Here is a 25,415-nt window from a genome sequence, read left to right as displayed (position 1 = left end):
ACAATGTGGTTAGAAACCACACAGGGAGAAAACATGGCTGTTGATATTTTCATCAAGATCGGCGACATCAAGGGCGAGTCCATGGACAAGGCCCACAAGGACGAGATCGACGTCCTGAACTGGAGCTGGGGCATGTCCCAGTCCGGCAACATGCACTCCGGCACCGGCGGTGGCGCGGGCAAGGTGAATATCCAGGACCTGTCGCTGACCAAGTGGGTCGACAAGTCCACCCCGAACCTGATGATGCACTGCGCCAGCGGCAAGCACATCGACAAGGTCAAGCTGACCGTGCGCAAGGCCGGCGGTGAAAGCCAGGTCGAGTACATGATCATCAACCTGGAAGAAGTGATCATCACCTCCATGAGCACCGGCGGTTCGGGCAGCGATGATCGCCTGACCGAAAACGTCACCCTGAACTTCGCCAAGGTGCTGGTGGACTACCAGCCGCAGAAAGCCGACGGTACCAAGGAAGGCGGTCCGGTCAAGTTCGGCTGGAACATCCGCACCAACACCAAGGTGTAATCGAAGACACCCCCGGCGCGACGCGCCGGGGGTGTTTGGTACTTGCTCGAATCCAATCCTCTACAGCGCGGTATCTGAGTCATGGCCAAGCCTTCGTTTATCAATTTGTGGAAAGCGTATTCCGATCTGCTGGTGACCTACCCCGACGCGAAACCGTGCGATGGGCCGTGGCCAAACCAATGCGCTATTCGCATGAGCATAACGCTCAATACCGAGTTGACCATCAAGGTCAACAAATCGACGTATACCGAACCCAAGTGCGCACACGGACACGCCAGAGGCGCCGAATCGCTGGCGAACTGGTTGTGGAAGCATCATTTGGGGCGCCCAATGATTCTCGGCGGCAGCGCAGAAGAGCGCCGCAAACTGATGGACAAAAGGGGGCTCATTTTCTTCAAGGATTGTTTCCAACAACTGGGCGAGTCATCAGATAGCCGCACTGGCGATCATATAGACCTTTGGAACCGTGGCCTTACCGCTAGCCGATATGACGACCCTTCCTATCGCTCAAGGGCAATCTGGTTCTGGGAGCTTTTATGATCAAGGCTCACTTCGCAATATTGGTAGCAGGCTTGTTATCAAGCTTGACTGCCTGTGCTCAGCAGTCGGCAATGCCACCGGCAACGGGGGGACAACAAGCCGTCTTGATGAGCGGACAACAGGTGACGCTGGAGAATGATCAACAGCGCTGCGTGTTACGCAAATCGGACCAAACCCTGCCACTCGACTTGTCATGGCCTTGCCAGTTCACGGTTGACCGACAAGGAAAACCGCACGTCGAGACCTTCGGCGAAGTTCCCATTGTCATCGTTATGCATATGATGGCAGACGCCGAGACCCGCGAATGTCGTTCCGCGTACCGCGCCATCCGCCTGATCAATGGGCAACTTGAGCCTTCAATCATCGCCAGGAGCGCCAGTTGCATGAGCGGCGCAGGTGACCAGAAGGACTACACAGGCCTGTTCACTTGGTAACCGAAATCGCCACCCGCGATCGCCTGCAACCGTCCCTGCTGGACCGGCTGACCGACGACGATCCGACCAATCCCAAGGAAAGTGCCGACAAGCGTGTGCTGTCGCTCACCCAACTGAAAGCCTCGGTGCTGCGTGACCTGGCGTGGCTGCTCAACACCACCTGCTTGCTCGGCCACGACGCCACGTTGCATACCCCGGCGGGGACGTCGGTGGTGAATTTCGGTCTGCCGGCGCTGGCCGGCAACAGCGCGTCGAACGTTGACGTCCCGGCCCTCGAAGCGCTGATCCACCAGGCCATCGCCACGTACGAACCGCGGATCCTGCGTCACACCCTGCGGGTGCGGGCCAGGGCGACGGCGGAAATGAACCACAACGCCCTGAGCTTCGAAATCGAAGGCGACCTGTGGGCCCAACCGGTGCCCCTGCGCCTGATGCTGCAAACCGACCTGGACCTGGAAACCGGCCATGTGCGGGTGGTCAACGCCGACCAGCGGAGACGCTCATGAATCCGCGCCTGCTGGAGCTGTACAACCAGGAACTGCACCACGTGCGCGAAAGCGCGGCGGAGTTCGCCAAGGAATACCCCAAGATCGCCAGTCGGCTGACGCTGGCGGGCATGGACTGCGCCGACCCTTACGTCGAACGCCTGCTGGAAGGCTTCGCCTACCTGACCGCGCGGGTCCAGCTCAAGCTCGATGCCGAATACCCGACTTTTACCCACAACTTGCTGGAAATCGCCTACCCGCACTATCTGGCGCCCACGCCGTCGATGACCGTGGTGCAGATGCAGGCCGATCCGGATGAAGGTTCGCTGAGCAGCGGCTTCGAGCTGCCTCGCGACAGCGTGCTGCGGGCGGCCCTGGGAAGGGAAACCCAGACCTGCTGCGAGTACCGCACCGCCCACGCGGTGACGTTGTGGCCGTTGCAGGTCAGCCAGGCCGAGTATTTCGGCAACCCGTCCACCGTGCTCGGGCGCCTGGCCGCCAGCGAGCCGAAAGCCAAGGCCGGCCTGCGCCTGACCCTGCGCACCGGCGCCGAATTGCCGTTCAACAGCCTGGCCCTGGACAACCTGCCGCTGTACCTCAGCGGTGCGGACGAACAGCCTTTCCGCCTGTATGAACAATTGCTGGGCAACGCCTGCGCGGTGTTCGCCCGCCAACCCGGCGGCAACTGGGTAGAGCGCCTGCCCCAGGACGCGTTGCGGTCCCGCGGCTTCGACGATGCGGATGCGGCGCTACCGGTGGTGCCACGGGCCTTCCAGGGTTATCGCCTGCTGCAGGAGTACTTTGCCCTGCCCCAGCGCTTTCTGTTTGTCGACTTCACCCAGCTCAGCCGAGCGGTCAAGCGCTGCGACGGTCAGGAGCTGGAATTGATCGTGCTGTTCGATCGCCACGATCCGAGCCTGGAAGGCAGCGTCGGCGTTTCGCAGTTCCTGCCGTTCTGCACCCCGGCCATCAACCTGTTTCCCAAGCGCCTGGATCGTATCCACCTGTCGGAACGGGTCAACGAACACCACGTGATCGCCGACCGCACCCGGCCGATGGATTTCGAGGTGCACTCGCTGACCGCCGTTACCGGCCACGGCACCGGGCCGGAGCAACCGTTCCTGCCGTTCTACGCGGTACGCGACCCGTCCCGTTATGGCCGCGACCTGGCGTATTACAGCGTGCGCCGAGAGCCGCGGGTATTGTCCAGCGATCAGCGACGCAACGGTCCGCGTTCGACCTACGTCGGCAGCGAAACCTTCGTCAGCCTGGTGGACAGCCACCAGGCTCCCTACCGCCACGACCTGCGCCAACTGGGCGTGACGGCGCTGTGCACCAACCGCGACCTGCCGCTGTTCATGAGCGTGGGCAACGGCAAGACCGACTTCACCCTGGCCGACAGCGCGCCGGTCGGGGCCGTGCGCTGCGTGGCCGGCCCGAGCCGCCCACGGGCCAGTCACGCTCACGATGCCAAGGCCTGGCGGCTGATCAGTCAGTTGTCCTTGAACTACCTGTCCCTGAGCGAGCAAGGCCAGGGCGCCGCGGCGCTGCGCGAACTGCTGCGCCTGTATGGCGACAACAACGACGCGGCGCTGCAGTTGCAGATCGAAGGTCTGCGGGAAGTCAGCAGCAAGGCCTGCACCCGACGCCTGCCGATGCCCGGCCCGATCGTGTTCGGTCGCGGCCTTGAGATCACCCTGGAATTCGATGAAAACGCGTTTCGCGGCACCGGCGTGTTCCTGCTCGGCGCCGTGTTCGAACGCTTCCTGGCACGCTACGTGTCGATCAACAGTTTTACCGAGACGGTGATCCGTACCACCGAACGCGGCGAGATCATGCGATGGAAAGCCAAGCCCGGACGTCGTCCGACCCTGTGAGTACCCTGGACGCCATGCGCCAGGAGCCCTGGGAATATGACTTCTTCCAGGCCTTGCGGCGTATCGAATGCGAATCTCCCGAGCTGCCGCGCCTGGGCCATTCCGTACGCCTGGCCGATGACCCGCTGCGCCTGGGGCAGCAGCCCGAATGCACCTTCGCCCCGGCCACCCTCGCGTCGGTACAACCGGGGGCCGACGGCACGTCGGCGCGCCTGGAGCAGTTCTTCTTCGGCCTCGGTGGCCCCAACGGCCCGATGCCGTTGCACATCACCGAATACGTGCGCGAACGCCAGCGCAACCACGCCGACAGCACCAGCAAGCGTTTTCTCGACGTGTTCCATCATCGCCTGCTCAGCCTGTTTTACCGGGCCTGGGCCGAAGCGCGACCGACCGTCAGCCACGACCGACCGGATGATGATTACTGGTCGGCGCGCCTGGCCGCCCTCAGTGGCCGCGGCATGCCGAGCCTGCTCAATCAAGGCCTGATTCCGGACACGGCAAAACTGCACTACAGCGGCCACCTGTCGGCACAGACCCGCTACCCGGACGGTTTGAAGGCCATTCTCAGCGAGTACTTCGGCCTGCCGGTGGAGATCGAGGAATACGTCGGCCAATGGCTGGAACTGCCCGAGCGCAGCCGCGTGGGCGTGAGCGCCAACCAATTGGGCACGGACTTCTGCCTCGGCCGCTACGTGTGGGATCGCCAGCACAAATTCCGCATTCGCCTGGGGCCGCTCAAGCTCGTCGACTACATGGGCATGCTCCCCGGCCAGCAGCCGTTCAACGAGCTGGTGGCCTGGGTCGCCGAATACCTGGGGCACGAACTGGACTGGGACCTGAACCTGGTCCTGGAACAGCCCGAGGTCCCGGCGCTGCAACTCAACGGTCGCTTCCGCCTGGGGTTCAATACCTGGCTGGGCCGGCCCGAAACCGATGCCAACGATTTAATACTGGCCCGGCATTACGCCGAACAGGCCAACACCTCACAGACCTCAAGGAGCCATGAGCATGGGTGAAATCAGTCGCGCCGCGTTGTTCGGCAAACTCAACAGCGTGGCCTACAAAGCCATCGAAGCCGCCACTGTGTTCTGCAAGTTGCGCGGAAATCCCTACGTGGAACTGGCCCATTGGTTTCACCAGTTGCTGCAGCTGCAGGACTCGGACCTGCACCGCATCATTCGCCAGTTCAACCTCGAGCCGGCACGCCTGGCCCGCGACCTGACCGATGCCCTGGACCGCCTGCCTCGCGGCTCGACGTCGATCACCGACCTGTCGTCCCACGTGGAAGAAGCCGTGGAACGCGGCTGGGTCTACGGCAGCCTGATGTTCGGTGAAAGCCAGGTGCGCACCGGTTACCTGGTGATCGGTATCCTCAAGACCCCGAGCCTGCGCCACGCGCTGCTGGGCCTGTCGTCGGAGTTCGACAAGGTCAAGGTCGAGACTCTGAGCGAGCGTTTCGACGAGTACATCGGCGACTCGCCGGAAAACGCCCTGACCGCCAGCGACGGTTTCAACGCCGGCAGTGTGCCCGGCGAAGCCAGCGGTGCCATGGCCCCCAGCGCCATGGGCAAGCAGGAAGCCCTCAAGCGCTTCACCGTCGACCTGACCGAACAGGCCCGCAGCGGCAAGCTCGACCCAATCGTCGGCCGTGACGAAGAGATCCGCCAGTTGGTGGACATCCTCATGCGCCGCCGGCAGAACAACCCGATCCTTACCGGCGAAGCCGGCGTGGGCAAGACTGCCGTGGTCGAAGGCTTCGCCCTGCGCATCGTCGCCGGTGACGTGCCGCCGTCCCTCAAGGACGTGGAACTGCGCAGCCTCGACGTCGGCCTGTTGCAGGCCGGCGCGAGCATGAAAGGCGAGTTCGAACAGCGCCTGCGCCAGGTCATCGAAGACGTCCAGGCTTCGCCGAAACCGATCATCCTGTTTATCGACGAAGCCCACACCCTGGTGGGTGCCGGTGGCGCCGCCGGCACCGGTGACGCGGCCAACCTGCTCAAGCCGGCCCTGGCCCGTGGCACCCTGCGCACCGTGGCCGCGACCACCTGGGCCGAGTACAAGAAGCACATCGAAAAAGACCCGGCACTGACCCGCCGCTTCCAGGTGGTGCAAGTCGCCGAGCCGTCGGAAGACAAGGCGCTGCTGATGATGCGCGGCGTGGCCTCGACCATGGAACAGCACCACCAGGTGCAGATCCTCGACGAAGCCCTGGAAGCCTCGGTCAAGCTGTCCCATCGCTACATTCCGGCGCGCCAGTTGCCGGACAAATCCGTGAGCCTGCTGGACACCGCCTGCGCCCGCGTCGCCATCAGCCTGCACGCCGTGCCGGCCGAAGTGGATGACAGCCGTCGGCGCATCGAAGCGCTGGAAACCGAACTGCAGATCATCGCGCGCGAGCATGCCATCGGCGTGGTCATCGGCGCCCGCCAGACCCAGACTGAAAGCCTGCTCAGCGCTGAGCGCGAGCGTCTGGCCGAACTGGAAAGCCGCTGGGCCGAAGAGAAAGCCCTGGTGGACGAACTGCTCGCCACCCGCGCCACCTTGCGCGAGCGCGTCGGCGTGGTAGACACCGAAGTCGCCAGCGAAGATCGCGACAACGAAAGCCATGCCCTGCGCGAGCAACTGGTGGACCTGCAACAGCGCCTGACCGCCCTGCAAGGCGAGAACCCGCTGATCCTGCCGACCGTGGACTACCAGGCCGTGGCCTCGGTGGTCGCCGATTGGACCGGTATCCCGGTGGGCCGCATGGCCCGCAACGAACTGGAGACCGTGCTCAACCTCGACCAGCACCTGAAAAAACGCATCATCGGCCAGGACCATGCCTTGCAGATGATTGCCAAGCGCATCCAGACCTCTCGCGCCGGCCTCGACAACCCGAGCAAGCCGATTGGCGTGTTCATGCTCGCCGGTACCTCCGGCGTGGGCAAGACCGAAACCGCCCTGGCCCTGGCCGAAGCCATGTACGGCGGCGAGCAGAACGTCATCACCATCAACATGAGCGAATTCCAGGAAGCCCACACCGTGTCCACCCTCAAGGGGGCGCCACCGGGCTACATTGGCTACGGCGAAGGCGGCGTGCTGACCGAAGCGGTGCGGCGCAAACCCTATAGCGTGGTGTTGCTGGACGAAGTGGAAAAAGCCCACCCGGACGTGCACGAAATCTTCTTCCAGGTGTTTGACAAAGGCGTGATGGAGGACGGCGAAGGTCGGGTGATCGATTTCAAGAACACCTTGATCCTGCTGACCACCAACGCCGGCACCGAGTTGATCGCCGACGTCTGCAAAGACCCGCAAAACGTGCCTGAGCCGGAAGAAATCGCCAAGGCCCTGCGCCAGCCGCTGCTGGAAATTTTCCCGCCGGCGCTGTTGGGTCGCCTGGTGACGATTCCGTACTATCCGCTCAGCGACGAGATGCTCAAGGCCATCACCCGCCTGCAGCTCAACCGCATCAAGAAGCGCGTGGAGAACACCCACAAAGTGGCGTTCGACTACGACGACGCGGTGATCGACCTGATCGTCTCCCGTTGCACCGAGACCGAAAGCGGCGGCCGCATGATCGACGCCATCCTGACCAACAGCCTGCTGCCGGACATGAGCCGCGAGTTCCTGACGCGCATGCTTGAAGGCAAGGCGCTGGCGGGGGTACGGATCCGCGCGGTGGACAACGAATTGCAGTACAACTTCAGCGACGCGGCCTGAGGCACACCGATAACCCTGTGGGAGCGGGCTTGCTCGCGAAAGCGGTATGTCAGTCAACATCCATGTCACTGACAGATTGCATTCGCGAGCAAGCCCGCTCCCACAGTGGATTGTGTAGTTTCAGCTCCTACAACTAGCACGAGACACTCGATGTTATTCAACCAAGCCACACGCCTGGCCAAAATCACCAGCCCCCTGGGGCCCGAGGTGCTGCTGCTCAAGGACATGGGCGGCGCTGAAGAGTTAGGAAGGCTGTTCAACTATGAGCTGCAGATGCACTCGCTGGACAATGCCATCGACCTCAACCAGGTGCTCGGCAAGCCCATGTGCGTGAGTCTGCAACTGGACGGCGGTGGCGAGCGGTATTTCCACGGTATCGTGGCCCGCTTCAGCCAGAACGTCGACCAGGGCCAGTTCGCCAGCTACCAGGCCACTCTGCGGCCCTGGCTGTGGCTGCTGACTCGCACCTCCGATTGCCGGATTTTCCAGAACCTGACCATTCCGCAGATCATCAAGCAGGTGTTCCGCGACCTGGGCTTCTCGGATTTCGAGGACGCCCTGAGCCGTCCCTATCGCGAGTGGGAATACTGCGTGCAGTATCGCGAGACCAGCTTCGATTTCGTCAGCCGCCTGATGGAACAGGAAGGGATCTATTACTTTTTCCGCCACGAACAGGGTCGTCATGTGCTGGTGCTGGCGGACGCCTACGGCGCCCACGCCAAGGCGCCCGGCTACGAATCGGTGCCCTACTACCCGAAGAATGACCAGCATCGCGAACGCGATCACATTCACGGTTGGCACCTGGCCCAGGAAGTCCAGCCCGGCTCCCTGGAGCTCAACGACTATGACTTCCAACGCCCCAGTGCCCGCATCGATGTGCGCTCGGCCATGCCGCGCCCGCACGCCGCCGGCGACTACCCGCTGTACGACTATCCCGGCACCTACGTGCAAAGCGCAGACGGCGAGCACTACGCCCGTACCCGTATCGAAGCCTTGCAGACCCAGCATGAACGGGTCGAGCTGGCCGGCAACGCCCGGGGCCTCGGGTCGGGGCATCTGTTCAGCCTGACCGGCTTCAGCCGCCAGGACCAGAATCGCGAATACCTGATCGTTGGCGCTCGCTACTACCTCTCCCAGGAAAGCGGCGAAACCGGTGTCGGCGCTCCTTCGGCCCAGTTCGAAAGCAGCCTGACCTGCATCGACGCCCAGCAAAGCTATCGCCCGCTGCCCATCACCCAACGCCCCGTCGTCAAAGGGCCGCAAACCGCGTTGGTGGTCGGTCCCAAGGGCGAGGAAATCTGGACCGATCAGTATGGCCGGGTGAAGGTGCATTTTTATTGGGACCGTCACGACCAGTCCAACGAGAACAGCTCGTGCTGGATTCGCGTGTCGCAGGCCTGGGCCGGGAAAAACTGGGGCTCGATGCAGATCCCGCGCATCGGTCAGGAAGTGATCGTCAGCTTCCTGGAGGGCGACCCCGACCGCCCGATCATCACCGGTCGCGTCTACAACGCCGAACAGACCGTACCCTACGACTTGCCCGCCAATGCAACCCAGAGCGGCATGAAGAGCCGTTCGAGCAAGGGCGGCACGCCAGCGAATTTCAACGAAATCCGCATGGAAGACAAAAAGGGCGCCGAGCAGTTGTACATCCATGCCGAGCGCAACCAGGACATTGTGGTCGAGGTGGATGAAAGCCATTCGGTGGGCAATGACCGCAACAAGAGCATCGGCCACAACGAGACGGTGACCATCGGCAACAACCGCCTGCGCATCGTCAAGCAAGAGGACATCCTGTCGGTGGGCCAGCGCAAGACCGACAGCATCAGCCAGAGCTATGTGATCGAGGTGGGCGAGAACCTGCGCCTGGTGTGCGGTGAAAGCATCCTGGAGCTCAACGCCAGCGGCCAGATCAACCTGACGGGCGTGCAGATCAGCTTCTATGCCAGCGGCGATGCCGAATTCAACACCGGCGGCGTGCTGCACCTGAACAACGGCGGCGGCCCCGGCGCCACGCCTGATGGCCAGGGCGTGAAAGCCAGCATCGACGCCAACATCAAGGCCGCGTTCCCGTCGTCCAAGGGCTAATTCCGAGATCCATGCGCCATGACTTACCGCATCAATGAGTTCCAGTTCCAGTTGCCGCCCGGCGAATTGCTCGACGCGACGATCAACATCCTCAAGTTCCCTGAGCTGGGCACCTCGTTGATCGTCAGCCGCAGCCTGCTGGCTGAAGGCGAAACCCTGCAAAGCAACCTCGACGCCCAATTGGAGCGCCTGGAAAAACAGGTCCAGGATCTGCGCTGCCAGCCCGGCGTCGCCGTGCGCCTGGGCCCCAAGCAGGATGTCGACGGCATCGAGCTGCGCAGCCAGTTCAACAAGGGCACTGAAAAGGTCTTCCAGTACCAACTGGCCCTGGTCCTGCCCGGCACCCGCAAGCTGCTGGCGCTGAGCTATGTGAAAGCCGAAAAGCTCGGCGATGCCGAAGCCGCGCATTGGGCGACGATCAAGGGCTCACTGGTGTTCGACACTGCGGCCTGAGCACCGCATTGGATCCTGCGCTACAACCCAAGCGGCGTTTGCAAGTAGAGCAGTGCCCGATGGTATTTCGCAGCGCGTTCAAGATCCTTGTCGCGCACCACGGGCAGTCGGGTGAGATCGAGGTTGTCACGGATGTCCGCGATCTTCACTTTGGTCGCCAGCGGATTGGGGCGAATCCGGGCAATGAACTGTTCGTACGATTCGCCCGGGCGCTTGCTCAGGCAATCGATGGCGGTCACGGCCGTCTCCGGAATACCGAGCGCACGCAACTCATCGAGCGTGACATCGCCGTCTTCGACCACATCGTGAAGCAAGCTGACCAACTGTTCTTCAAGCCCCTCGAACGCCATCATCAGGCGCAGGGGGTGAAGGATGTAGGGTTTGCCCGCTTTGTCTACCTGGCCCGCGTGAACCCGTGCAGCCAGGGCGATTGCAGCATCCAGAATGCTCATCGGCGCTCGAAGCCTTTCTCGTATTCTTCTTTGGAAATCTCGCGGCCGTACAAGATTGCATCGTTGTACAGCCGGTTATCCGCCGGTACTGGCCGGTCGCTTTCAGCCGCTCCGTAGAATTTCACGAAGACCGTTTTGGTGCGATGGTCCCAGCGGTAGGTCACCTCTTCGAAGTCGTAATCCAGAAACACATCCCGGCTCGCGAAGGCGCTCAGATCCTTAATTCCCACCGTTCCCCCTTATCGCGTCGTAATAGGCTTTACTCTTATCCGCAATAGCTTGCGCCTCCGGGCTGGCCTTGTCCAAGACCCGGAAGTCCTCGTAGTACTTATGACCCAGCCCTCCAGGCACGCCGGTTTTAGCGGCAACGGCATCATAGGTTTCGTTCCCCAGCAGTGCCCGTGCCAGTGGTTCCGGCTCTTTGGCGTAGATCATTTCCGGCGAGTTCACCTGGATCTCCCCCGGTATGCCCGCACGGGTTGGCAAGGTCGAGTTGACGCCGCTATAACCCATTTCATTGGTGGCGCCTTCAATGACCTTCACGTTCGCGCCTCGCTTGCCAAGTTCCGTCGCAACGGCGCTGATCTGGTCGGACTCGACGATGATCGTGTTGCGGGCCAGGTCCTTGATCCGGGTCGCATCCCCACCGTAGTCGTTATCGATTTTCTGCCGGGCACGCGCCTCGGACTTGACCGGTGCCTTGGCAACCTTGCCACCATACTGGGCAGCGATCTCATCGGCGACGGCATCGATTTCCGCTTTGGCAGCCGGTGCCTTTGCGTAAACCTCTTCAAAGGTCTTGGGCGTCTTGGGCGGGGTGGCTGGCTTGCCCAGCTTCGCCAACTTCGGCCCTATGCCCAGCAAAGCCATCCCCGCCACACCCTGCAGCAGGTCGCGATAACCCGGCCCCAGGCGATCGCCCAGTTCGCCCAGCAAGGCCATGCCGCCCATCGCAGCGGCACCTATGGCAACGGCGGTGGCCAGGGCAGCGGCCCCTGCCATGGCGGCCAATACCAGTGCAGCGCCCGCGGCCAGCATCCCCAACGCTTCGAGACCGGTGTGCAACCAGCCTTCGAGGTCGAGCACAAACGCCACGGACACTGTGGGCCCGCCAATGAACGTATTGGAACTGCCGGTCTTGATGTGCGCGCCGCACACCATTTTGCTCTGCAAGCGTGCAGCCGGCTTGCCGTTGATGAAAACGGTGGCGCTGCCTTCGGCGATCAACACCGGGAATGGCCAGATCGGATGATTCATGGGCAAGCCGGTGCAGCCGGCCGCCGTGTCCATGCCGGCGCGCATCGCATTGCGCCGGTTGATCTGGACATTCAGGCTGCCCATGATCAACGCCCCCGTCGTGGGCTCGGGCAGGTTGAAAATCGTGTTCAGGCCCTTGAGGATCTGGAACATCGACAGGCCGCCAGCGGCAATCGAACCGGCCATGATCGCCAACGCCACGCCACCGGTCGCCACGGTGGCCGCCACCACCGCGGCACCGATCAACGCCCCCGCGACGGCACCCGCCACCATCGCGGCGACACCAAAACCGTGGGCTATTTCATCGCCAAGACGCGCAGCGGCCAGCATATCCATTGCGTTGTGATCTTCCCGGAGTGATCAAGCGGTCTGAGGCAGGACCTTAAAGGAATGCATCGCCGCTTTCCAGGCCGGCTCGTGGTGAACCAGGTCGTTCGGCGTGGTCGTCAGCGTGGTGATCAACCCCACGGGCTGGCGGTCGATGAACACTTGGCGCAGCATCAACTCGCGGCCCTCGCGCTGCCAGCTGTAATCGAGCAGCACGGCGGCATAGCCATGGAGAAAGAAGTCCCAACGCTTGATCAGGTTGAAACCGGGCAATTGCTGTTCGGCGCTCGCCAATTGCTGAGCCACGTAGTCATCGAACGGCGTGTCGCCCCTGCTCGGGTCACGGCTGATGACGAAACTGGCTTCCTTGGCACCGCCCACGGCAGGCAACTTGAAAATATTGATGCTCTGGTCATGCCAGCTGTCAGGAATATCGAGATCGGCTTCTTGAAGGCGATAGAGCGTCATGATTCGGATCGTTTCCAGGCAAGAGAGAGGCTTTGGCAAGCGGCAGATCTTCAAGCAATGGATGGTAACAATCAAGGCACCCAGGCGAGTCATTTTCCGGGCCATGACCCCCGTCTCACTTTGCATCGCCTTCGCGCACGATCACTCGCAAGGCCTGGCATCGTATGCCCCGTCCAAGGCTAAGATGGGCATACACTCCATCAAAGGGAAGCAGGCGCGATGCCAACTGGTTTTGATCCGCTGATCCATATCGATTGGAAAACCCCGGGTGGCGAGCTGCTTGCGCTGTTCCAGCATTACTACCCCGACATCGACGTCTTTTCCGGCCCGTCTTTCGAAGCGCTGTTGGATGAACTCGCCAACGAGATGCCGGAGGTCTGTTTCCAGGCGTTGGCAGGCGTCCTCACGCGCCAGGGCTACGATCTCTGGAACCTGGACGCCGGTGGCGATGATTATCGACCGGTCATCGTTGCGGCCGACCAGCGCGAGGCGTTTGCCAGTCATTGGCAAGACCGTGCCACAGAGTTGCCCCTCGGCCCGACGTTGATCGAGCCGTCCACGCCTGCCTCCTCGAATCGCAAGAAAACCAAGCCCAAACGCAGCAAGCTCAATTGGCTGCAGGACGTGCATGACTATCCCGGCCCGACCTATGTCCATGAATACAACTACCGCAACGGTTGGGCAGCTGTCACCGAGCAGGACGACGATCAGTGGCTGTGCTTTCTGGTCGATTACAACCTGTGGCCACCCACCGAACAGGACATGCTCGAACACCGCAACGACAGGGTCGATGGTGCCGATCTGACGCTCATCGATGCCAACGCTCAACGCAGCCTGTGGAGACGCCAGGTCAAAAGGGGCGACTACAGCTCGGAGGACCGGTATCAGTACGAGGTCCGCCAAGGCGAGACCATTCAGGCCTTCGGTCCCTGCGCGATGGAATGGCCAGAGTTCGAACAACCCTGCGTGGTGGTCGACGATGAAATATTCGAACGCCAGCGTCTTTACCAGCCAGAACCTCTGACGCGTATCTGGCGGATCACGGCCCATGGCAGTGAAGTGATCTTCGAACACCCGGATGAACTCACCCTGCTGCCCATCGGCTCCCGCCGCTTGCTGTTCATGCAGCACAACGGGCCGGCGTGCTGGATCTGGCACCAGGACACCGGGCAACCCGCCCTGCCCGCCAAGCCAATGCCAGTGGTTGATGGCTATACCCTGAGGGCCTCAAGCGCATACCTGGGGGACGACGAAGTCCTGCTGTTCAGCGAAGACAAGCGACCCAACCTCGAAGACCCGCGCTTTCACGAGACGGTGCTGTTGGCGTGGCGCTTCAACGTGGTGACCGGCACCGCGACGAAGGCGGTGTTGGACGGCTTCGGCAGCGAGCTGCGCCAGGACACGCGTCTGCTCGTCACGCAACCCAAGCGGGTGATCACGCTGCGTACGTTTCACGGCAAGATCCATGTGTCCCGTGGACATGGCGATTGGTGGGTCTGGAATTACGAGACCCAGACATTCGGCTCCCATACCCTGGCCTGGTTCTGGAACCAGAGCAGCCATCAGGTGCTGAAGCTGTCTTCCCAGGATATCCGGCGCATCAAACCGCAGATTCGTTATCTGCCGACACAGGATCGCTACCTGGCGTTCGAAACGGAGTTCGTCGCCCGGCTGCCATCGTTTACCGACATGCTTGACGCCAAGGGCTGCGATCTCCTGGTTTTCGATTGACGCGAGCAGTGGGGCATCAAAATAAAAAAGGGTACCCGATTCATCGGCGTACCCTTTTTACTACCCTTTTTTCCTCTGAACGAGGGCCCCGGGGCAATGATTAATTCACCTGATCCTTCAGGTTTTTGCCCGGCTTGAATGCAACGGTATTGCTGGCCTTGATTTTCACTGGCTCACCGGTTTGCGGGTTCTTGCCGGTGCGGGCGCCGCGGTGGCGTTGCAGGAAGGTGCCGAAACCTACGAGGGTAACGCTGTCCTTGCGGTGCAGGGCGCCGGTGATTTCTTCGAGGACGGCGTTGAGGACCCGGTTGGCCTGTTCCTTGGTGAGGTCTGCTTTTTCCGCGATGGCGGCGGCGAGTTCTGGTTTACGCATGAATGAAGCCCCTTTGACGATTTTTTGTTGTTATGTCTGGACTGGTCTCATGGGAACAGCCCCTAAGGCACCGCAGGCTCTACTCTGCGGCAGACCGGAGTGAGGATGGCACGGGGCCGAGGACGACGCCAGTACCCGAGCGAGCTTTGGGAGACCAAAAGTAGGGTTTTTGCGACAGAACGACCAGTATTTACGCCAACAAGGGCGGAAGTTCCTTGTTCAGCGCCAGTTTCTCCATCACCGCCGCACCGGTCAGGGCATAGCCCAGCAGATTGCCTTGGGCATCGCGACACAACGCCTTGATGTCGGCGCCCTGCCCTTCGACGTGCCACTCACCTTCGCGCCCCCGTGGCACAGGTGAAACCACCAATGGGCACACGGGCGTCTTGACGGTGATCGGCATCGGGCCATAGCTGACGGCGGTCGGGTTGCCGGCCAGGGTCTGGGCCAGGGCACGCGCGCAGCTCATCAATGGCATGACGTACAACAGGTTCAAGCCATCGACCTCGGCGCAATCGCCCAGGGCGTAGATATTGGCATGGGAAGTCTTCAAGTGACGGTCGACCACCACACCGCGATTGACCACCAGACCTGCCGCGGCCGCCAGATCGATCCGCGGACGCAAGCCGATGGCCGAAACCACCAGGTCGCAGGCGATCACCTGGCCGTCGGACAGGTGCGCCTCCAGCCCGTCGGCCACCCGTTGCAGGCGGTTGAGCACCGGCCCCAGATGGAAGCGCGCCCCGAGACTTTCCAGACCGGCCTGCACTGCCGTGGCAGCGGCCGGATGCAGCAGCGTTGGCATGACTTGCTCGCACGGCGCCACCAGGTGCACTTCGTAGCCACCGAGGATCAGGTCGTTGGCGAATTCGCAACCGATCAGACCGGCACCGAGCAGCAGGACACGGCGTTTGCCGGCGGCCGCTGCTCGAAAGCGCGCATAGTCTTCCAGGTCATTGATGGGGAAGATCAAGTCAGCGGCATCACCCTGCACCGGCACGCGCACGGTTTCGGCGCCCCAGGCCAGGATCAGGTCGCGGTAGTTCACCGCCTCCTCACCGATCCACAAGCGCTTGTGGCCCGGGTCGATGCCGCTGATGCGGGTATGGGTCCGTACCTCGGCCTTCAGTTGCTCGGCCATGGCCCCCGGCTCGGCCATGCTCAGGCCATCGGCGTCCTTGTTTTTACCAAAGCCCGTGGAGAGCATCGGCTTGGAATAGGAGCGACCGTCGTCCGCAGTGATCAGTACCAAAGGGGTTTCGCTATCGAGCTTGCGAAACTCCCGGGCCAGGTTATAACCGGCCAGGCCAGTACCGACGATGACGACAGGTGCGCTCATGTTGCTCTCCTTTTCAAGAAATGATCAGTTGATTTCGATCATTTCGAAATCCGCTTTACCCACGCCGCAGTCCGGGCAAAGCCAGTCTGGCGGTATATCTTCCCAACGTGTGCCGGGGGCGATGCCTTCCTCGGGACAACCCACGGCTTCGTCATAAATCCAGCCGCAGACAACACATTGCCACTTCTTCATTCAGGTACTTCCTCAGGTGTCAGGCATTTGCCGGCATGCTTGGGTCAATGGGTTGCTGCCCTTCCGGCTCAGGGCGTTTTGTACTGATCGATCGCGACACATGCAAGCATGATCGGCGCGACGTGGGCCGGGCCAGGCAAAACCGCCGGTCGACATGGTAAGCTCGCGGCCTCCTTTGCTGCCAATCAAGACCCCCGTGCCGCATACAAATTCGATATTTCCTACACTTCAATGGCGGCCCCGACACCTGCTGTCGCCCCGCCCCGATGCCTGTGTGCTCGACTGGCTGTTCGACGAGGGCTCCCTGACCCGGCGCCTCACGCGCTTGTCCGATGAGCGCTTCAGCATAACGCCGGTGTTCGAAGGCTGGCAGCCGTTGCGCGCCGACGAATGCCTCGCACTGGATCTGCCGGAAGGCAGCGAAGGCTGGGTGCGCGAAGTGTACCTGCGCGGTCACGGCGAGCCCTGGGTGTTCGCCCGCAGCGTGGCGGCGCGCAGCGCGTTGGAGGGTGACGGGTTGCAAATGGATGAATTGGGCAGCCGCTCCCTGGGGGAGCTGCTGTTTTGCGACCAGGCGTTCCAGCGCGGCGACATCGAGGTCTGTCATTACCCCGAGCCATGGCTGCCGGTGGAGATACGCGCCCCTGAGCTGTGGGGCCGGCGTTCGCGCTTCGACCGCGGCACGTTGAGCGTGCTGGTGGCGGAGATTTTTCTGCCGCGCCTGTGGAGCGTCGCCCGCGCCTATTCGGAGACTTGCTGATGTACCTGCAACTGCTCAAATCCCTGAATCGCCTGAACCCACGGGCCTGGGACTTCCTGCAACTGACCCGCATGGACAAACCCATTGGCATTTATCTGCTGCTGTGGCCGACCCTGTGGGCGCTGTGGATTGCCGGTGAGGGATCGCCTTCCCTCGCCAACATCGTGATTTTCGTCCTCGGCGTGGTGCTGACCCGCGCGGGCGGTTGTGTCATTAACGATTGGGCCGACCGCAAGGTGGACGGCCACGTCAAGCGCACCGAACAACGCCCGCTGGTGAGCGGCAAGATCAGCTCCAAAGAAGCACTGGTGTTTTTCGCCGTGCTGATGGCCGTGAGTTTCCTGCTGGTGCTGTGCACCAATGCACCGACCATCCTGCTGTCCCTCGGCGGGCTGGCGCTGGCCTGCACTTATCCGTTCATGAAGCGCTATACCTATTACCCGCAAGTGGTGCTGGGCGCGGCGTTCTCCTGGGGCATGCCGATGGCGTTCACCGCCGAAACCGGCCACCTGCCGGCGGCCGCCTGGCTGCTGTACATCGCCAATCTGCTCTGGACGGTGGGCTACGACACTTACTACGCGATGACCGACCGCGACGATGACTTGCGGATCGGCGTGAAATCCACCGCGATCCTGTTCGGCGATGCCGACCGGGTGATCATCCTGACGTTGCAGGGCCTGGCATTGGGCTGCCTGCTGTTGGCCGGAGCGAAATTCCAGCTGGGCGGCTGGTTCCACCTGGGGCTGGTGGCCGCCGCCGCGTGTTTTGCCTGGGAGTTCTGGTACACCCGTGGCAAGGACCGGATGCGCTGCTTCAAGGCGTTCTTGCACAACCACTGGGCCGGGTTGGCGATTTTCGTGGGGATTGTGCTGGATTATGCGTTGCGCTGAGGCCCGCCGGTCTCACAGCCATAACCTGGCCTTGTGACGAGGGGATTCATCCCCGCTGGGTTGCGCAGCAACCCTGAAGTCAGACGCCTCGGAGTGTCAGGCAGACTGAGTTTGCTGCTTTGGGGCCGCTGCGCTGCCCAGCGGGGATGAATCCCCTCGCCACAATGATCTTCGCCAGGCCTGTCAATCGGGCTTGGCGACCTTCCAGGCGCCATCCATCAGGCCATCCCCGGTCTTGTCTCCAGGCGCCTTGTCCTTGATGAAGGTGTACAGAGGCTTGCCATCGTAAGCCCATTGCATCGAGCCATCGTCTCGCTTGATCACGGTCCATTCGCCCATGGGTTTGTCGGTGTCTTTGGCCATGAGCGGTGGCCAGTTGGTCGCGCATTGGCCATTGCACATCGATTTGCCGTCCGCATCCTTGGCAAACGTATACAACGTCATGCTCTGGTGGTCCGTCAGCATCTTGTTCTTTTCATCGACCATCGCCGGCTCAGCCGCATACGCCATCGCCGGCAACGCAAGGGCAGCCATGAGCGCCAGCGCCTTGGTGGTTTGGGTGAAGTAAGTCATGGAAACCTTCTTTTGTGGTTGTCAGGATTCGGACTGAAAAGCTTAGTCCAGGATCCGTTTCGCTGCCGGGAGGCGGAATATCTGTCACACGACTGCAATAATTCCGTTATCTAATGCGGCGCAAGACAGTTAAATGACAAGAGGATTACCCCATGGTTGGCAGGAGCATTCTGATCGTCGACGACGAGGCGCCCATCCGCGAGATGATCGCCGTTGCGTTGGAGATGGCCGGCTATGACTGCATGGAAGCAGAAAACTCTCAACAGGCCCACGCGATCATCATCGACCGCAAGCCCGACCTGATCCTGCTGGACTGGATGCTGCCCGGCACGTCCGGCATCGAGCTGGCGCGACGCCTCAAGCGCGACGAGCTGACGGGTGACATCCCGATCATCATGCTCACCGCCAAGGGCGAAGAGGACAACAAGATCCAGGGTCTGGAAGTCGGCGCCGACGACTACATCACCAAACCCTTCTCCCCACGGGAGCTGGTGGCGCGCCTGAAGGCCGTGCTGCGTCGCGCAGGCCCAACCGATGGCGAAGCGCCGATCGAAGTCGGCGGGCTGCTGCTTGACCCGATCAGCCATCGGGTGACCATCGACGGCAAGCCCGCCGAGATGGGCCCTACCGAATACCGCCTGCTGCAGTTCTTCATGACCCACCAGGAGCGCGCCTACACGCGCGGGCAATTGCTGGATCAAGTCTGGGGCGGCAACGTCTATGTCGAGGAACGGACCGTGGATGTGCACATCCGCCGCCTGCGCAAGGCCCTCGGCGACGCCTACGAGAATCTGGTACAAACCGTGCGCGGCACCGGTTATCGTTTTTCGACGAAGGCATGAGAAAAGCAGCTGCGAGCTTCAAGCGACAAAGCTGCAAGCAAAAGCCACTACCGACCCGCTTCAAACTTGCAGCTTGAAGCTTGCAGCTTTCAGCTGCTTCCAAAGGAAGCCCCGTGAATCAAAACTGGCATGGCACCCTGATTCGCCACATGTTGTTGCTGGTGACCGGCTGTCTGGTGATCGGCCTGATCAGCGGTTATTACGGCTGGAGCCTGGCTGCGGGCCTGGGGCTTTACCTGGCCTGGACCTTAAAGCAGCTGTTGCGCCTGCATGAATGGCTGCGCCTGCACCAACCCGACGAAGCCCCACCCGACGGCTATGGCTTGTGGGGCGAGGTCTTCGACAGCATTTATCACTTGCAACGACGCGACCAACGCGTTCGCGGCCGCTTGCAAGCGGTGATCGACCGTGTCCAGGAGTCCACCGCCGCGCTGAAAGACGCGGTGATCATGCTCGACAGCGAGGGCAATCTGGAGTGGTGGAACCGCGCTGCCGAAACCCTGCTGGGCCTCAAAACCCCTCAGGACAGCGGACAGCCAGTGACCAACCTGGTACGCCACCCACGCTTCAAGGAATACTTCGAGCAGGACAATTACGCCGAGCCGCTGGAGATTCCGTCGCCCACCAATGACCGGCTGCGCATCCAGCTGTACATCACCCGCTACGGCAACAACGAGCACCTGATGCTGGTGCGGGACGTGACGCGCATCCATCAACTGGAACAGATGCGCAAGGACTTCATTGCCAACGTATCCCACGAACTGCGCACGCCGTTGACGGTGATCTGCGGTTACCTGGAAACCCTGCTCGACAACGTCGAGGAAGTGAACCCGCGCTGGAGCCGCGCCCTGCAACAGATGCAGCAGCAAGGCGGGCGCATGCAGACACTGCTCAATGACTTGCTGTTGCTGGCAAAGCTGGAGGCGACCGATTATCCGTCGGACAACCAGCCAGTGGCCATCGACGATCTGCTGCAAATCATCAGCGAAGATGCCCGGGAGTTATCCGGTCCCAAGCAACAGACCATCACCCTGGAAGCCGACCCGACAGTCCAGCTCAAGGGCAGCGAGGCAGAACTGCGCAGCGCGTTTTCCAACCTGGTGTTCAACGCGGTGAAATACACGCCGGAGCAAGGCCGGATCCACATCCGCTGGTGGGGTGACGTGCAGGGCGCGCACCTGAGCGTGCAGGATTCGGGCATCGGCATCGACAGCAAACACCTGCCGCGCCTGACCGAACGCTTCTACCGCGTCGACTCCAGCCGCAACTCCAATACCGGCGGCACGGGACTGGGTCTGGCCATCGTCAAACACGTGCTGTTGCGTCATCGCGCACGCATGGAAATCAGCAGCGTGCCCGGCCATGGCAGCACATTCACCTGCCATTTCGCACCGGCGCAGGTGGTGCGTGCGCGGCTCGCCAGCCCCGCCGATTGAGCCCCCCCCTAGGCAATCGCCGAGTCAGCCGCTACATTGGCTGACTCGCGCCTGCTTTTCCAGGCACTCTGTTTTCACCCCTTAAGCACACATGGAACCCGCAAAACCCCATCATGGACCCTTCCCCTGGCTTGTCCCTCGTCACACTCTTCGCCGAATTCGGCATGATTCTTTTTGCTTTTGTCCTGGTCCTGCTCAACGGTTTTTTCGTTGCGGCGGAGTTCGCCATGGTCAAGCTGCGTTCGACCCGGGTCGAAGCCATCGCCGATCAGAACGGCTGGCGCGGGCATATCCTGCGCACCGTCCATAGCCAGCTCGACGCTTACCTGTCTGCTTGCCAATTGGGCATCACCCTCGCCTCCCTGGGCCTGGGCTGGGTGGGTGAACCGGCGTTCGCCCATATCCTCGAGCCGCTGCTGGGCGCGGTCGGCGTCCAGTCGCCGGAAGTGATCAAAGCCGTTTCGTTCTTTACCGCGTTCTTCATCATTTCCTACCTGCACATCGTGGTCGGTGAGCTGGCGCCCAAATCCTGGGCCATCCGCAAACCCGAGCTGTTGTCGCTGTGGACGGCGGTGCCGCTGTATCTGTTCTACTGGCTGATGTACCCGGCGATCTACCTGCTCAACGCCAGCGCCAACGCCATCCTGCGCATCGCCGGCCAGGGCGAGCCCGGCCCTCATCACGAGCACCATTACAGCCGTGAAGAACTGAAGCTGATCCTGCACTCCAGCCGGGGCCAGGATCCGAGCGACCAAGGCATGCGCGTGCTGGCCTCGGCCGTGGAAATGGGCGAGCTGGAAGTGGTGGATTGGGCCAACTCCCGCGAAGACCTGGTGACGCTGGAATTCAACGCGCCACTCAAGGAAATCCTGGCGATGTTCCGCCGTCACAAATTCAGCCGCTACCCGGTGTACGACAGCGAGCGCCAGGAATTCGTCGGCCTGCTGCACATCAAGGATCTGCTGCTGGAACTGGCGGCCCTGGACCACATTCCCGAGTCGTTCAACCTGGCCGAGCTGACCCGGCCCCTGGAGCGCGTGTCGCGGCACATGCCGCTGTCGCAATTGCTGGAGCAGTTCCGCAAGGGGGGGTCGCACTTCGCCGTGGTGGAGGAAGCCGACGGCAACATCATCGGCTACCTGACCATGGAAGACGTGCTGGAAGTGCTGGTGGGCGATATCCAGGACGAGCACCGCAAGGCCGAGCGCGGCATCCTGGCCTATCAGCCGGGCAAGTTGCTGGTACGCGGCGACACGCCGCTGTTCAAGGTCGAGCGCCTGTTGGGGATTGACCTGGACCATATCGAGGCCGAGACATTGGCGGGGTTGGTCTACGAAACCCTTAATCGGGTGCCGGAAGAGGAAGAAGTGCTGGAGGTGGAAGGCCTGCGGATCATCATCAAGAAGATGAAAGGACCGAAGATCATCCTGGCGAAGGTGTTGATGGTCGATTGAGTCGTTGGCTCAAGGTCGGTGGCGCGGCCTTCGAGCAGGCTGAAATGCGCAGTCCCTGTGGCGAGGGGATTTATTCCCGCTGGGCTGCGAAGCAGCCCCAAAGCCAGCCGCCTCGGTGTCAGGTGTATGTGTCCAGCTTTGTTGGGGTTGCTGCGCAACCCAGCGGGGATAAATCCCCTTGCCACAAAAGCCCTACCGCTTAAGCCAGGGTCTACTGCTTGCCCACCGCAAAGTTGGGCAACTCCCCTACCGGCTGATCGAACTGGTAGGGAATCGACACCAGCCCCAACCCGGTATTGCGCTGCACCACGAAGTGCAGGTGAGGGCCGGTGCTGTTGCCGGTATTGCCCGACAACGCCAGCGGCGTGCCTACCACCACCCGTTGGCCTTCCCGTACGCTCACCGAGCCTTTCTGCAGGTGCAGGTACACGCCCATGGTCCCGTCGTCGTGCAGTATCCGCACGAAGTTGCCCGAGGGGTCGTCGCCTCGGCCGGTCTGCTGGTTTTCCGTCTTGATCACCACACCGCCCCGCGCCGCGATGATCGGCGTGCCTTCGGGCATGGCGATGTCCATTGCGTAGCGGCTTTTGGGGCCGTAATGGCTGTACTGACCGTTGGCGCCCTGGCTCAGGCGAAACGGCCCGCCACGCCACGGTAACGGATAGCGGTAGGCTTGCGCCGTACCGGCGGGGTCGCCCAGGGAATACTCGAACCTGGGGGTATACACCAGCGGCTTTCCGGGCTGCGAGGCCGTGAGCAGCGCCAGGCGCAGGTTGCTGCGCGCCGGCAGGACCCGCCGAATCGGCCGGCTCGGCGCCCCGCTCACATTGCTCAACCCGGTGAAACTCAACTCGATCTCCACCGGCGCGTACAAGTCGTTGCGCACGAACACCGCATCGGCGCCTTTCTGCTTCTTGATATCGAGAAACACCTGGCGCTCCAGATGCTCGACCATGCGATCACGGAACACGAAGACCTGGGCCCCCTTGCTGGGGCGGTCGCTATAGGAAACAACGCCATTGGCATCGGTGGACTTGTAGATTGTCATGCCCACGGCTGAGGTGGAGGCCAGGACAAGACCACAGGCGAACAACAAGGGCACGAGCATGGGTAAGGATTCTGTCGAAAAATGAAGGCCTGCACAGCAGCCTAGCAGCTGGGATGGACCAGCGTATTCGACGGATGTTTCAAATCGGCAAGGTATTGGCGCTCAATCCGCTGGCCCCTTCGCGAGCAAGCCCGCTCCCACACAGGATCTTCAGCGTTTGCAAGATCGAATGTGGGAGCGGGCTTGCTCGCGAAGACGGACCCAAGGGCGCTACAGAATCAGGCGCCCGGTACGAAGTGCTTCTGCGCCGTGCCGCGAGCGATCAGGCGGGAGATGTAGTCGAGTTTCTGCGGGTCTTTGTCGACGAAGCGGAAAGTCAGTTGCAGCCATTCGCTGTCGGGGGTCTGCTCGTGGGCGACGATGGCGTGCAGGTAGCCGTTGAGGCGTGCGGTTTCGGCGTTGTCGCCCTGCTCCATGTCCAGCACGGAGCTTTCAAGCACTTGCGGCAGGGTGTCGGTGCGTTTGACCACCAGCAGCGCTTCCTTGAGGCTCAGGGCCTTGATCACGCATTGCTGGGTGCCGCTGGACAGGCGCAACTGGCCCTGGCCGCGGTTGCCGGCCGGCGCTGAGGCGGCGGGCGCCTTGACGGGCGGGCTGTTGAGCAAGCCACGGGCCGGAGCGGCCGCGGCCGCTGCGGCTGGGGCGGCGGTAGGGGCTGCGGCTGGTCTGGCGGCTGGTGCAGGCGCGGCTGCGGCCACCGGAGCGGCTTTGCCACCCGTCAGGGCGTTGAGGGAGTCATTGGCAAACGCCGAATTCATCTTGGTCGGGGCGCTGTTCATCAAGGTGTCGAGCTTGCCGACCTTGTGCAGGGCCTGCTTGACCTTGGTCAGCAGTTGTTCGTTGGTGAAGGGCTTGCTGACGTAGCCGGAAACGCCGGCCTGGATCGCCTGGACCACGTTCTCCTTGTCGCCACGGCTGGTGACCATCACGAACGGCATGCCCTTGAGGTTGTCCTGCTGACGGCACCAGGTCAGCAGTTCCAGGCCGGACATTTCCGGCATCTCCCAATCGCACAGCACCAGGTCGAACGCCTCGCGAGCCAGCAGTGCCTGGGCTTTCTTGCCGTTCACCGCGTCTTCGATGCGCACGCCCGGGAAGTAGTTGCGCAGGCACTTCTTCACCAGGTCACGAATGAACGAAGCATCGTCCACGACCAACACACTGACCTTACTCATCCAGATACACCTCTAAAAAATCCCGGCAAGCATACCGCTTTTACTGATGGCATATTGCCAAAAACCGTCAGTCACGCCGGGACTTTTCGTTCGCGGGGTGCTGCTTTCGATTAAAAAGGCCTGCAAAAAAAAGCCCGACCAGAAGGCCGGGCGCTTTTCTTGGGCAATCTTACTTATCGTCAGATTCACCCGGAACATTAGCGGTTTCGGACGGGGTGCCCTCAACTTCTTCCTTCATGCGCTTGAGCCCCATGTGCCGCACATCGGTGCCACGCACGAGATAGATCACAAGTTCGGAGATGTTGCGCGCATGATCGCCAATACGCTCCAGGGAGCGCAGCACCCAGATGATGCTCAGCACCCGGGAGATCGAACGCGGGTCTTCCATCATGTAGGTCGCCAGCTCACGAAGCGCTGTCTTGTATTCACGGTCGATGATCTTGTCGTACTGCGCCACCGACAAGGCCAGGTCGGCGTCGAAGCGGGCGAAGGCGTCCAGGGCGTCACGTACCATGTTGCGCACCTGGTCACCAATGTGACGAACCTCGACGTAACCGCGCGGCGCTTCGCCTTCTTCGCATAACTGGATGGCGCGACGGGCGATCTTGGTGGCTTCGTCGCCGATCCGCTCGAGATCGATCACCGATTTGGAGATGCTGATGATCAGGCGCAGGTCGGAAGCCGCTGGTTGGCGACGGGCCAGAATGCGCAGGCACTCCTCGTCGATGTTGCGCTCCATCTGATTGATCTGATCGTCGATCTCGCGAACCTGCTGAGCCAGGCCGGAATCGGCCTCGATCAGCGCGGTCACTGCGTCGTTGACCTGCTTTTCCACCAGCCCGCCCATGGCCAGCAGATGGCTACGCACTTCTTCCAGCTCGGCGTTGAACTGGGCGGAAATGTGGTGAGTAAGGCCTTCCTTCGAAATCATGGTTTTGCT

General features: G+C 61.9%; 26 protein-coding genes. 15 read left to right on the top strand and 11 right to left on the bottom strand.

Annotation, left to right across the window (positions count from 1 at the left end; all coding sequences use genetic code 11):
• Positions 1-33 precede the first annotated feature (33 nt).
• From EGM97_RS10310 to EGM97_RS10270, 9 genes are all read left to right on the top strand, one after another.
• Positions 34-522 carry an Hcp family type VI secretion system effector gene (locus EGM97_RS10310; RefSeq protein ID WP_238964823.1) on the top strand — a complete coding sequence of 163 codons (489 nt, stop codon included), beginning with the start codon at positions 34-36 and terminating at the stop codon, positions 520-522.
• Positions 523-603: 81 nt separating this feature from the next.
• A complete protein-coding gene (locus EGM97_RS10305) occupies positions 604-1,062 on the top strand; it encodes a T6SS effector amidase Tae4 family protein (RefSeq protein ID WP_238964824.1) in 459 nt (152 codons plus the stop codon).
• On the top strand, positions 1,059-1,496 hold the full coding sequence (locus EGM97_RS10300; protein WP_238964825.1) for a hypothetical protein: 438 nt from the start codon (positions 1,059-1,061) through the stop codon (positions 1,494-1,496). The genes EGM97_RS10305 and EGM97_RS10300 overlap by 4 nt, the downstream gene beginning before the upstream one ends.
• A complete protein-coding gene (tssE, locus tag EGM97_RS10295) occupies positions 1,490-2,002 on the top strand; it encodes a type VI secretion system baseplate subunit TssE (protein ID WP_053148829.1) in 513 nt (170 codons plus the stop codon). The genes EGM97_RS10300 and tssE overlap by 7 nt, the downstream gene beginning before the upstream one ends.
• Positions 1,999-3,858: a type VI secretion system baseplate subunit TssF gene (gene tssF, locus EGM97_RS10290; protein WP_238964826.1), complete on the top strand. Its 1,860-nt coding sequence runs from the start codon at positions 1,999-2,001 to the stop codon at positions 3,856-3,858. The genes tssE and tssF overlap by 4 nt, the downstream gene beginning before the upstream one ends.
• Positions 3,822-4,874, top strand: coding sequence for a type VI secretion system baseplate subunit TssG (gene tssG, locus EGM97_RS10285; protein WP_238964827.1), 1,053 nt, complete (start codon positions 3,822-3,824; stop codon positions 4,872-4,874). Before tssF ends, tssG begins: the two co-directional genes overlap by 37 nt.
• The gene (gene tssH, locus EGM97_RS10280; RefSeq protein ID WP_238964828.1) at positions 4,867-7,557 is read left to right on the top strand and encodes a type VI secretion system ATPase TssH; all 2,691 of its coding nucleotides are present in this window, start codon (positions 4,867-4,869) and stop codon (positions 7,555-7,557) included. The genes tssG and tssH overlap by 8 nt, the downstream gene beginning before the upstream one ends.
• 150 nt (positions 7,558-7,707) lie before the next feature.
• Positions 7,708-9,645: a type VI secretion system Vgr family protein gene (locus tag EGM97_RS10275; RefSeq protein WP_238964829.1), complete on the top strand. Its 1,938-nt coding sequence runs from the start codon at positions 7,708-7,710 to the stop codon at positions 9,643-9,645.
• Between the two features lie 18 nt (positions 9,646-9,663).
• On the top strand, positions 9,664-10,098 hold the full coding sequence (locus tag EGM97_RS10270) for a DcrB-related protein (RefSeq protein WP_238964830.1): 435 nt from the start codon (positions 9,664-9,666) through the stop codon (positions 10,096-10,098).
• A 20-nt stretch (positions 10,099-10,118) separates the two neighbouring features.
• Here the strand turns inward: EGM97_RS10270 and EGM97_RS10265 are convergent, their stop codons facing one another.
• From EGM97_RS10265 to EGM97_RS10250, 4 genes are read right to left on the bottom strand one after another with little or no spacing between them, the layout of a single operon-like run.
• The gene (locus EGM97_RS10265) at positions 10,119-10,550 is read right to left on the bottom strand and encodes a GTP pyrophosphokinase (protein ID WP_238964831.1); all 432 of its coding nucleotides are present in this window, start codon (positions 10,548-10,550) and stop codon (positions 10,119-10,121) included.
• Entirely contained in the window at positions 10,547-10,780 is a 234-nt protein-coding gene (locus EGM97_RS10260; protein WP_053148849.1) for a hypothetical protein, read from the bottom strand. The genes EGM97_RS10265 and EGM97_RS10260 overlap by 4 nt, the downstream gene beginning before the upstream one ends.
• Entirely contained in the window at positions 10,770-12,143 is a 1,374-nt protein-coding gene (locus EGM97_RS10255; RefSeq protein WP_238964832.1) for a PAAR domain-containing protein, read from the bottom strand. Before EGM97_RS10255 ends, EGM97_RS10260 begins: the two co-directional genes overlap by 11 nt.
• A gap of 24 nt (positions 12,144-12,167) precedes the next feature.
• Entirely contained in the window at positions 12,168-12,602 is a 435-nt protein-coding gene (locus EGM97_RS10250; RefSeq protein ID WP_238964833.1) for a DcrB-related protein, read from the bottom strand.
• A gap of 219 nt (positions 12,603-12,821) precedes the next feature.
• Here EGM97_RS10250 and EGM97_RS10245 point away from each other — a divergent pair, with 219 nt between their 5' ends.
• Positions 12,822-14,333 carry a hypothetical protein gene (locus EGM97_RS10245; RefSeq protein ID WP_238964834.1) on the top strand — a complete coding sequence of 504 codons (1,512 nt, stop codon included), beginning with the start codon at positions 12,822-12,824 and terminating at the stop codon, positions 14,331-14,333.
• Positions 14,334-14,433: 100 nt separating this feature from the next.
• On the opposite strand, the gene EGM97_RS10240 is transcribed toward EGM97_RS10245, so the two are convergent.
• The 3 genes from EGM97_RS10240 to EGM97_RS10230 all read right to left on the bottom strand — a co-directional run bounded on the left by EGM97_RS10240 (position 14,434) and on the right by EGM97_RS10230 (position 16,237).
• Positions 14,434-14,706: an HU family DNA-binding protein gene (locus EGM97_RS10240; RefSeq protein WP_238964835.1), complete on the bottom strand. Its 273-nt coding sequence runs from the start codon at positions 14,704-14,706 to the stop codon at positions 14,434-14,436.
• A gap of 190 nt (positions 14,707-14,896) precedes the next feature.
• A complete protein-coding gene (locus EGM97_RS10235; RefSeq protein ID WP_238964836.1) occupies positions 14,897-16,045 on the bottom strand; it encodes an NAD(P)/FAD-dependent oxidoreductase in 1,149 nt (382 codons plus the stop codon).
• 24 nt (positions 16,046-16,069) lie between these two features.
• Positions 16,070-16,237 carry a rubredoxin gene (locus tag EGM97_RS10230; protein ID WP_238964837.1) on the bottom strand — a complete coding sequence of 56 codons (168 nt, stop codon included), beginning with the start codon at positions 16,235-16,237 and terminating at the stop codon, positions 16,070-16,072.
• A 196-nt stretch (positions 16,238-16,433) separates the two neighbouring features.
• On the opposite strand from EGM97_RS10230, the gene EGM97_RS10225 reads away from it, so the two are divergent.
• Positions 16,434-16,997 (top strand): chorismate--pyruvate lyase family protein, encoded by a 564-nt coding sequence (locus tag EGM97_RS10225; RefSeq protein WP_238964838.1) that lies wholly within the window; start codon positions 16,434-16,436, stop codon positions 16,995-16,997.
• Positions 16,997-17,887 (top strand): 4-hydroxybenzoate octaprenyltransferase, encoded by an 891-nt coding sequence (gene ubiA, locus EGM97_RS10220; protein ID WP_053148871.1) that lies wholly within the window; start codon positions 16,997-16,999, stop codon positions 17,885-17,887. Before EGM97_RS10225 ends, ubiA begins: the two co-directional genes overlap by 1 nt.
• Before the next feature lie 183 nt (positions 17,888-18,070).
• Here ubiA and EGM97_RS10215 read toward each other — a convergent pair whose 3' ends face one another.
• Positions 18,071-18,460, bottom strand: a complete 390-nt coding sequence (locus EGM97_RS10215) for a COG4315 family predicted lipoprotein (protein WP_238964839.1) — start codon at positions 18,458-18,460, stop codon at positions 18,071-18,073.
• A 152-nt stretch (positions 18,461-18,612) separates the two neighbouring features.
• Here EGM97_RS10215 and phoB point away from each other — a divergent pair, with 152 nt between their 5' ends.
• The 3 genes from phoB to EGM97_RS10200 all read left to right on the top strand — a co-directional run bounded on the left by phoB (position 18,613) and on the right by EGM97_RS10200 (position 22,192).
• Positions 18,613-19,302, top strand: a complete 690-nt coding sequence (gene phoB, locus EGM97_RS10210) for a phosphate regulon transcriptional regulator PhoB (protein ID WP_053148877.1) — start codon at positions 18,613-18,615, stop codon at positions 19,300-19,302.
• Positions 19,303-19,451: 149 nt separating this feature from the next.
• On the top strand, positions 19,452-20,738 hold the full coding sequence (phoR, locus tag EGM97_RS10205) for a phosphate regulon sensor histidine kinase PhoR (RefSeq protein WP_238964949.1): 1,287 nt from the start codon (positions 19,452-19,454) through the stop codon (positions 20,736-20,738).
• A gap of 113 nt (positions 20,739-20,851) precedes the next feature.
• Positions 20,852-22,192: a hemolysin family protein gene (locus EGM97_RS10200; RefSeq protein ID WP_238964840.1), complete on the top strand. Its 1,341-nt coding sequence runs from the start codon at positions 20,852-20,854 to the stop codon at positions 22,190-22,192.
• 211 nt (positions 22,193-22,403) lie between these two features.
• Here the strand turns inward: EGM97_RS10200 and EGM97_RS10195 are convergent, their stop codons facing one another.
• The 3 genes from EGM97_RS10195 to phoU form a co-directional block, all read right to left on the bottom strand.
• On the bottom strand, positions 22,404-23,300 hold the full coding sequence (locus tag EGM97_RS10195; RefSeq protein ID WP_238964841.1) for a peptidoglycan DD-metalloendopeptidase family protein: 897 nt from the start codon (positions 23,298-23,300) through the stop codon (positions 22,404-22,406).
• 218 nt (positions 23,301-23,518) lie between these two features.
• Positions 23,519-24,475: a response regulator gene (locus EGM97_RS10190; RefSeq protein ID WP_238964842.1), complete on the bottom strand. Its 957-nt coding sequence runs from the start codon at positions 24,473-24,475 to the stop codon at positions 23,519-23,521.
• Between the two features lie 169 nt (positions 24,476-24,644).
• Positions 24,645-25,406, bottom strand: coding sequence for a phosphate signaling complex protein PhoU (gene phoU, locus EGM97_RS10185; protein ID WP_053148890.1), 762 nt, complete (start codon positions 25,404-25,406; stop codon positions 24,645-24,647).
• Between the last annotated feature and the right edge of the window lie 9 nt (positions 25,407-25,415).

Origin of the sequence: Pseudomonas sp. AF32, assembly GCF_022342325.2 — a bacterium.
Lineage (GTDB): Bacteria > Pseudomonadota > Gammaproteobacteria > Pseudomonadales > Pseudomonadaceae > Aquipseudomonas > Aquipseudomonas uvaldensis.
Note: the sequence above shows the minus strand (reverse complement) of the source record. Positions and strands in the feature narration are given on the sequence as shown.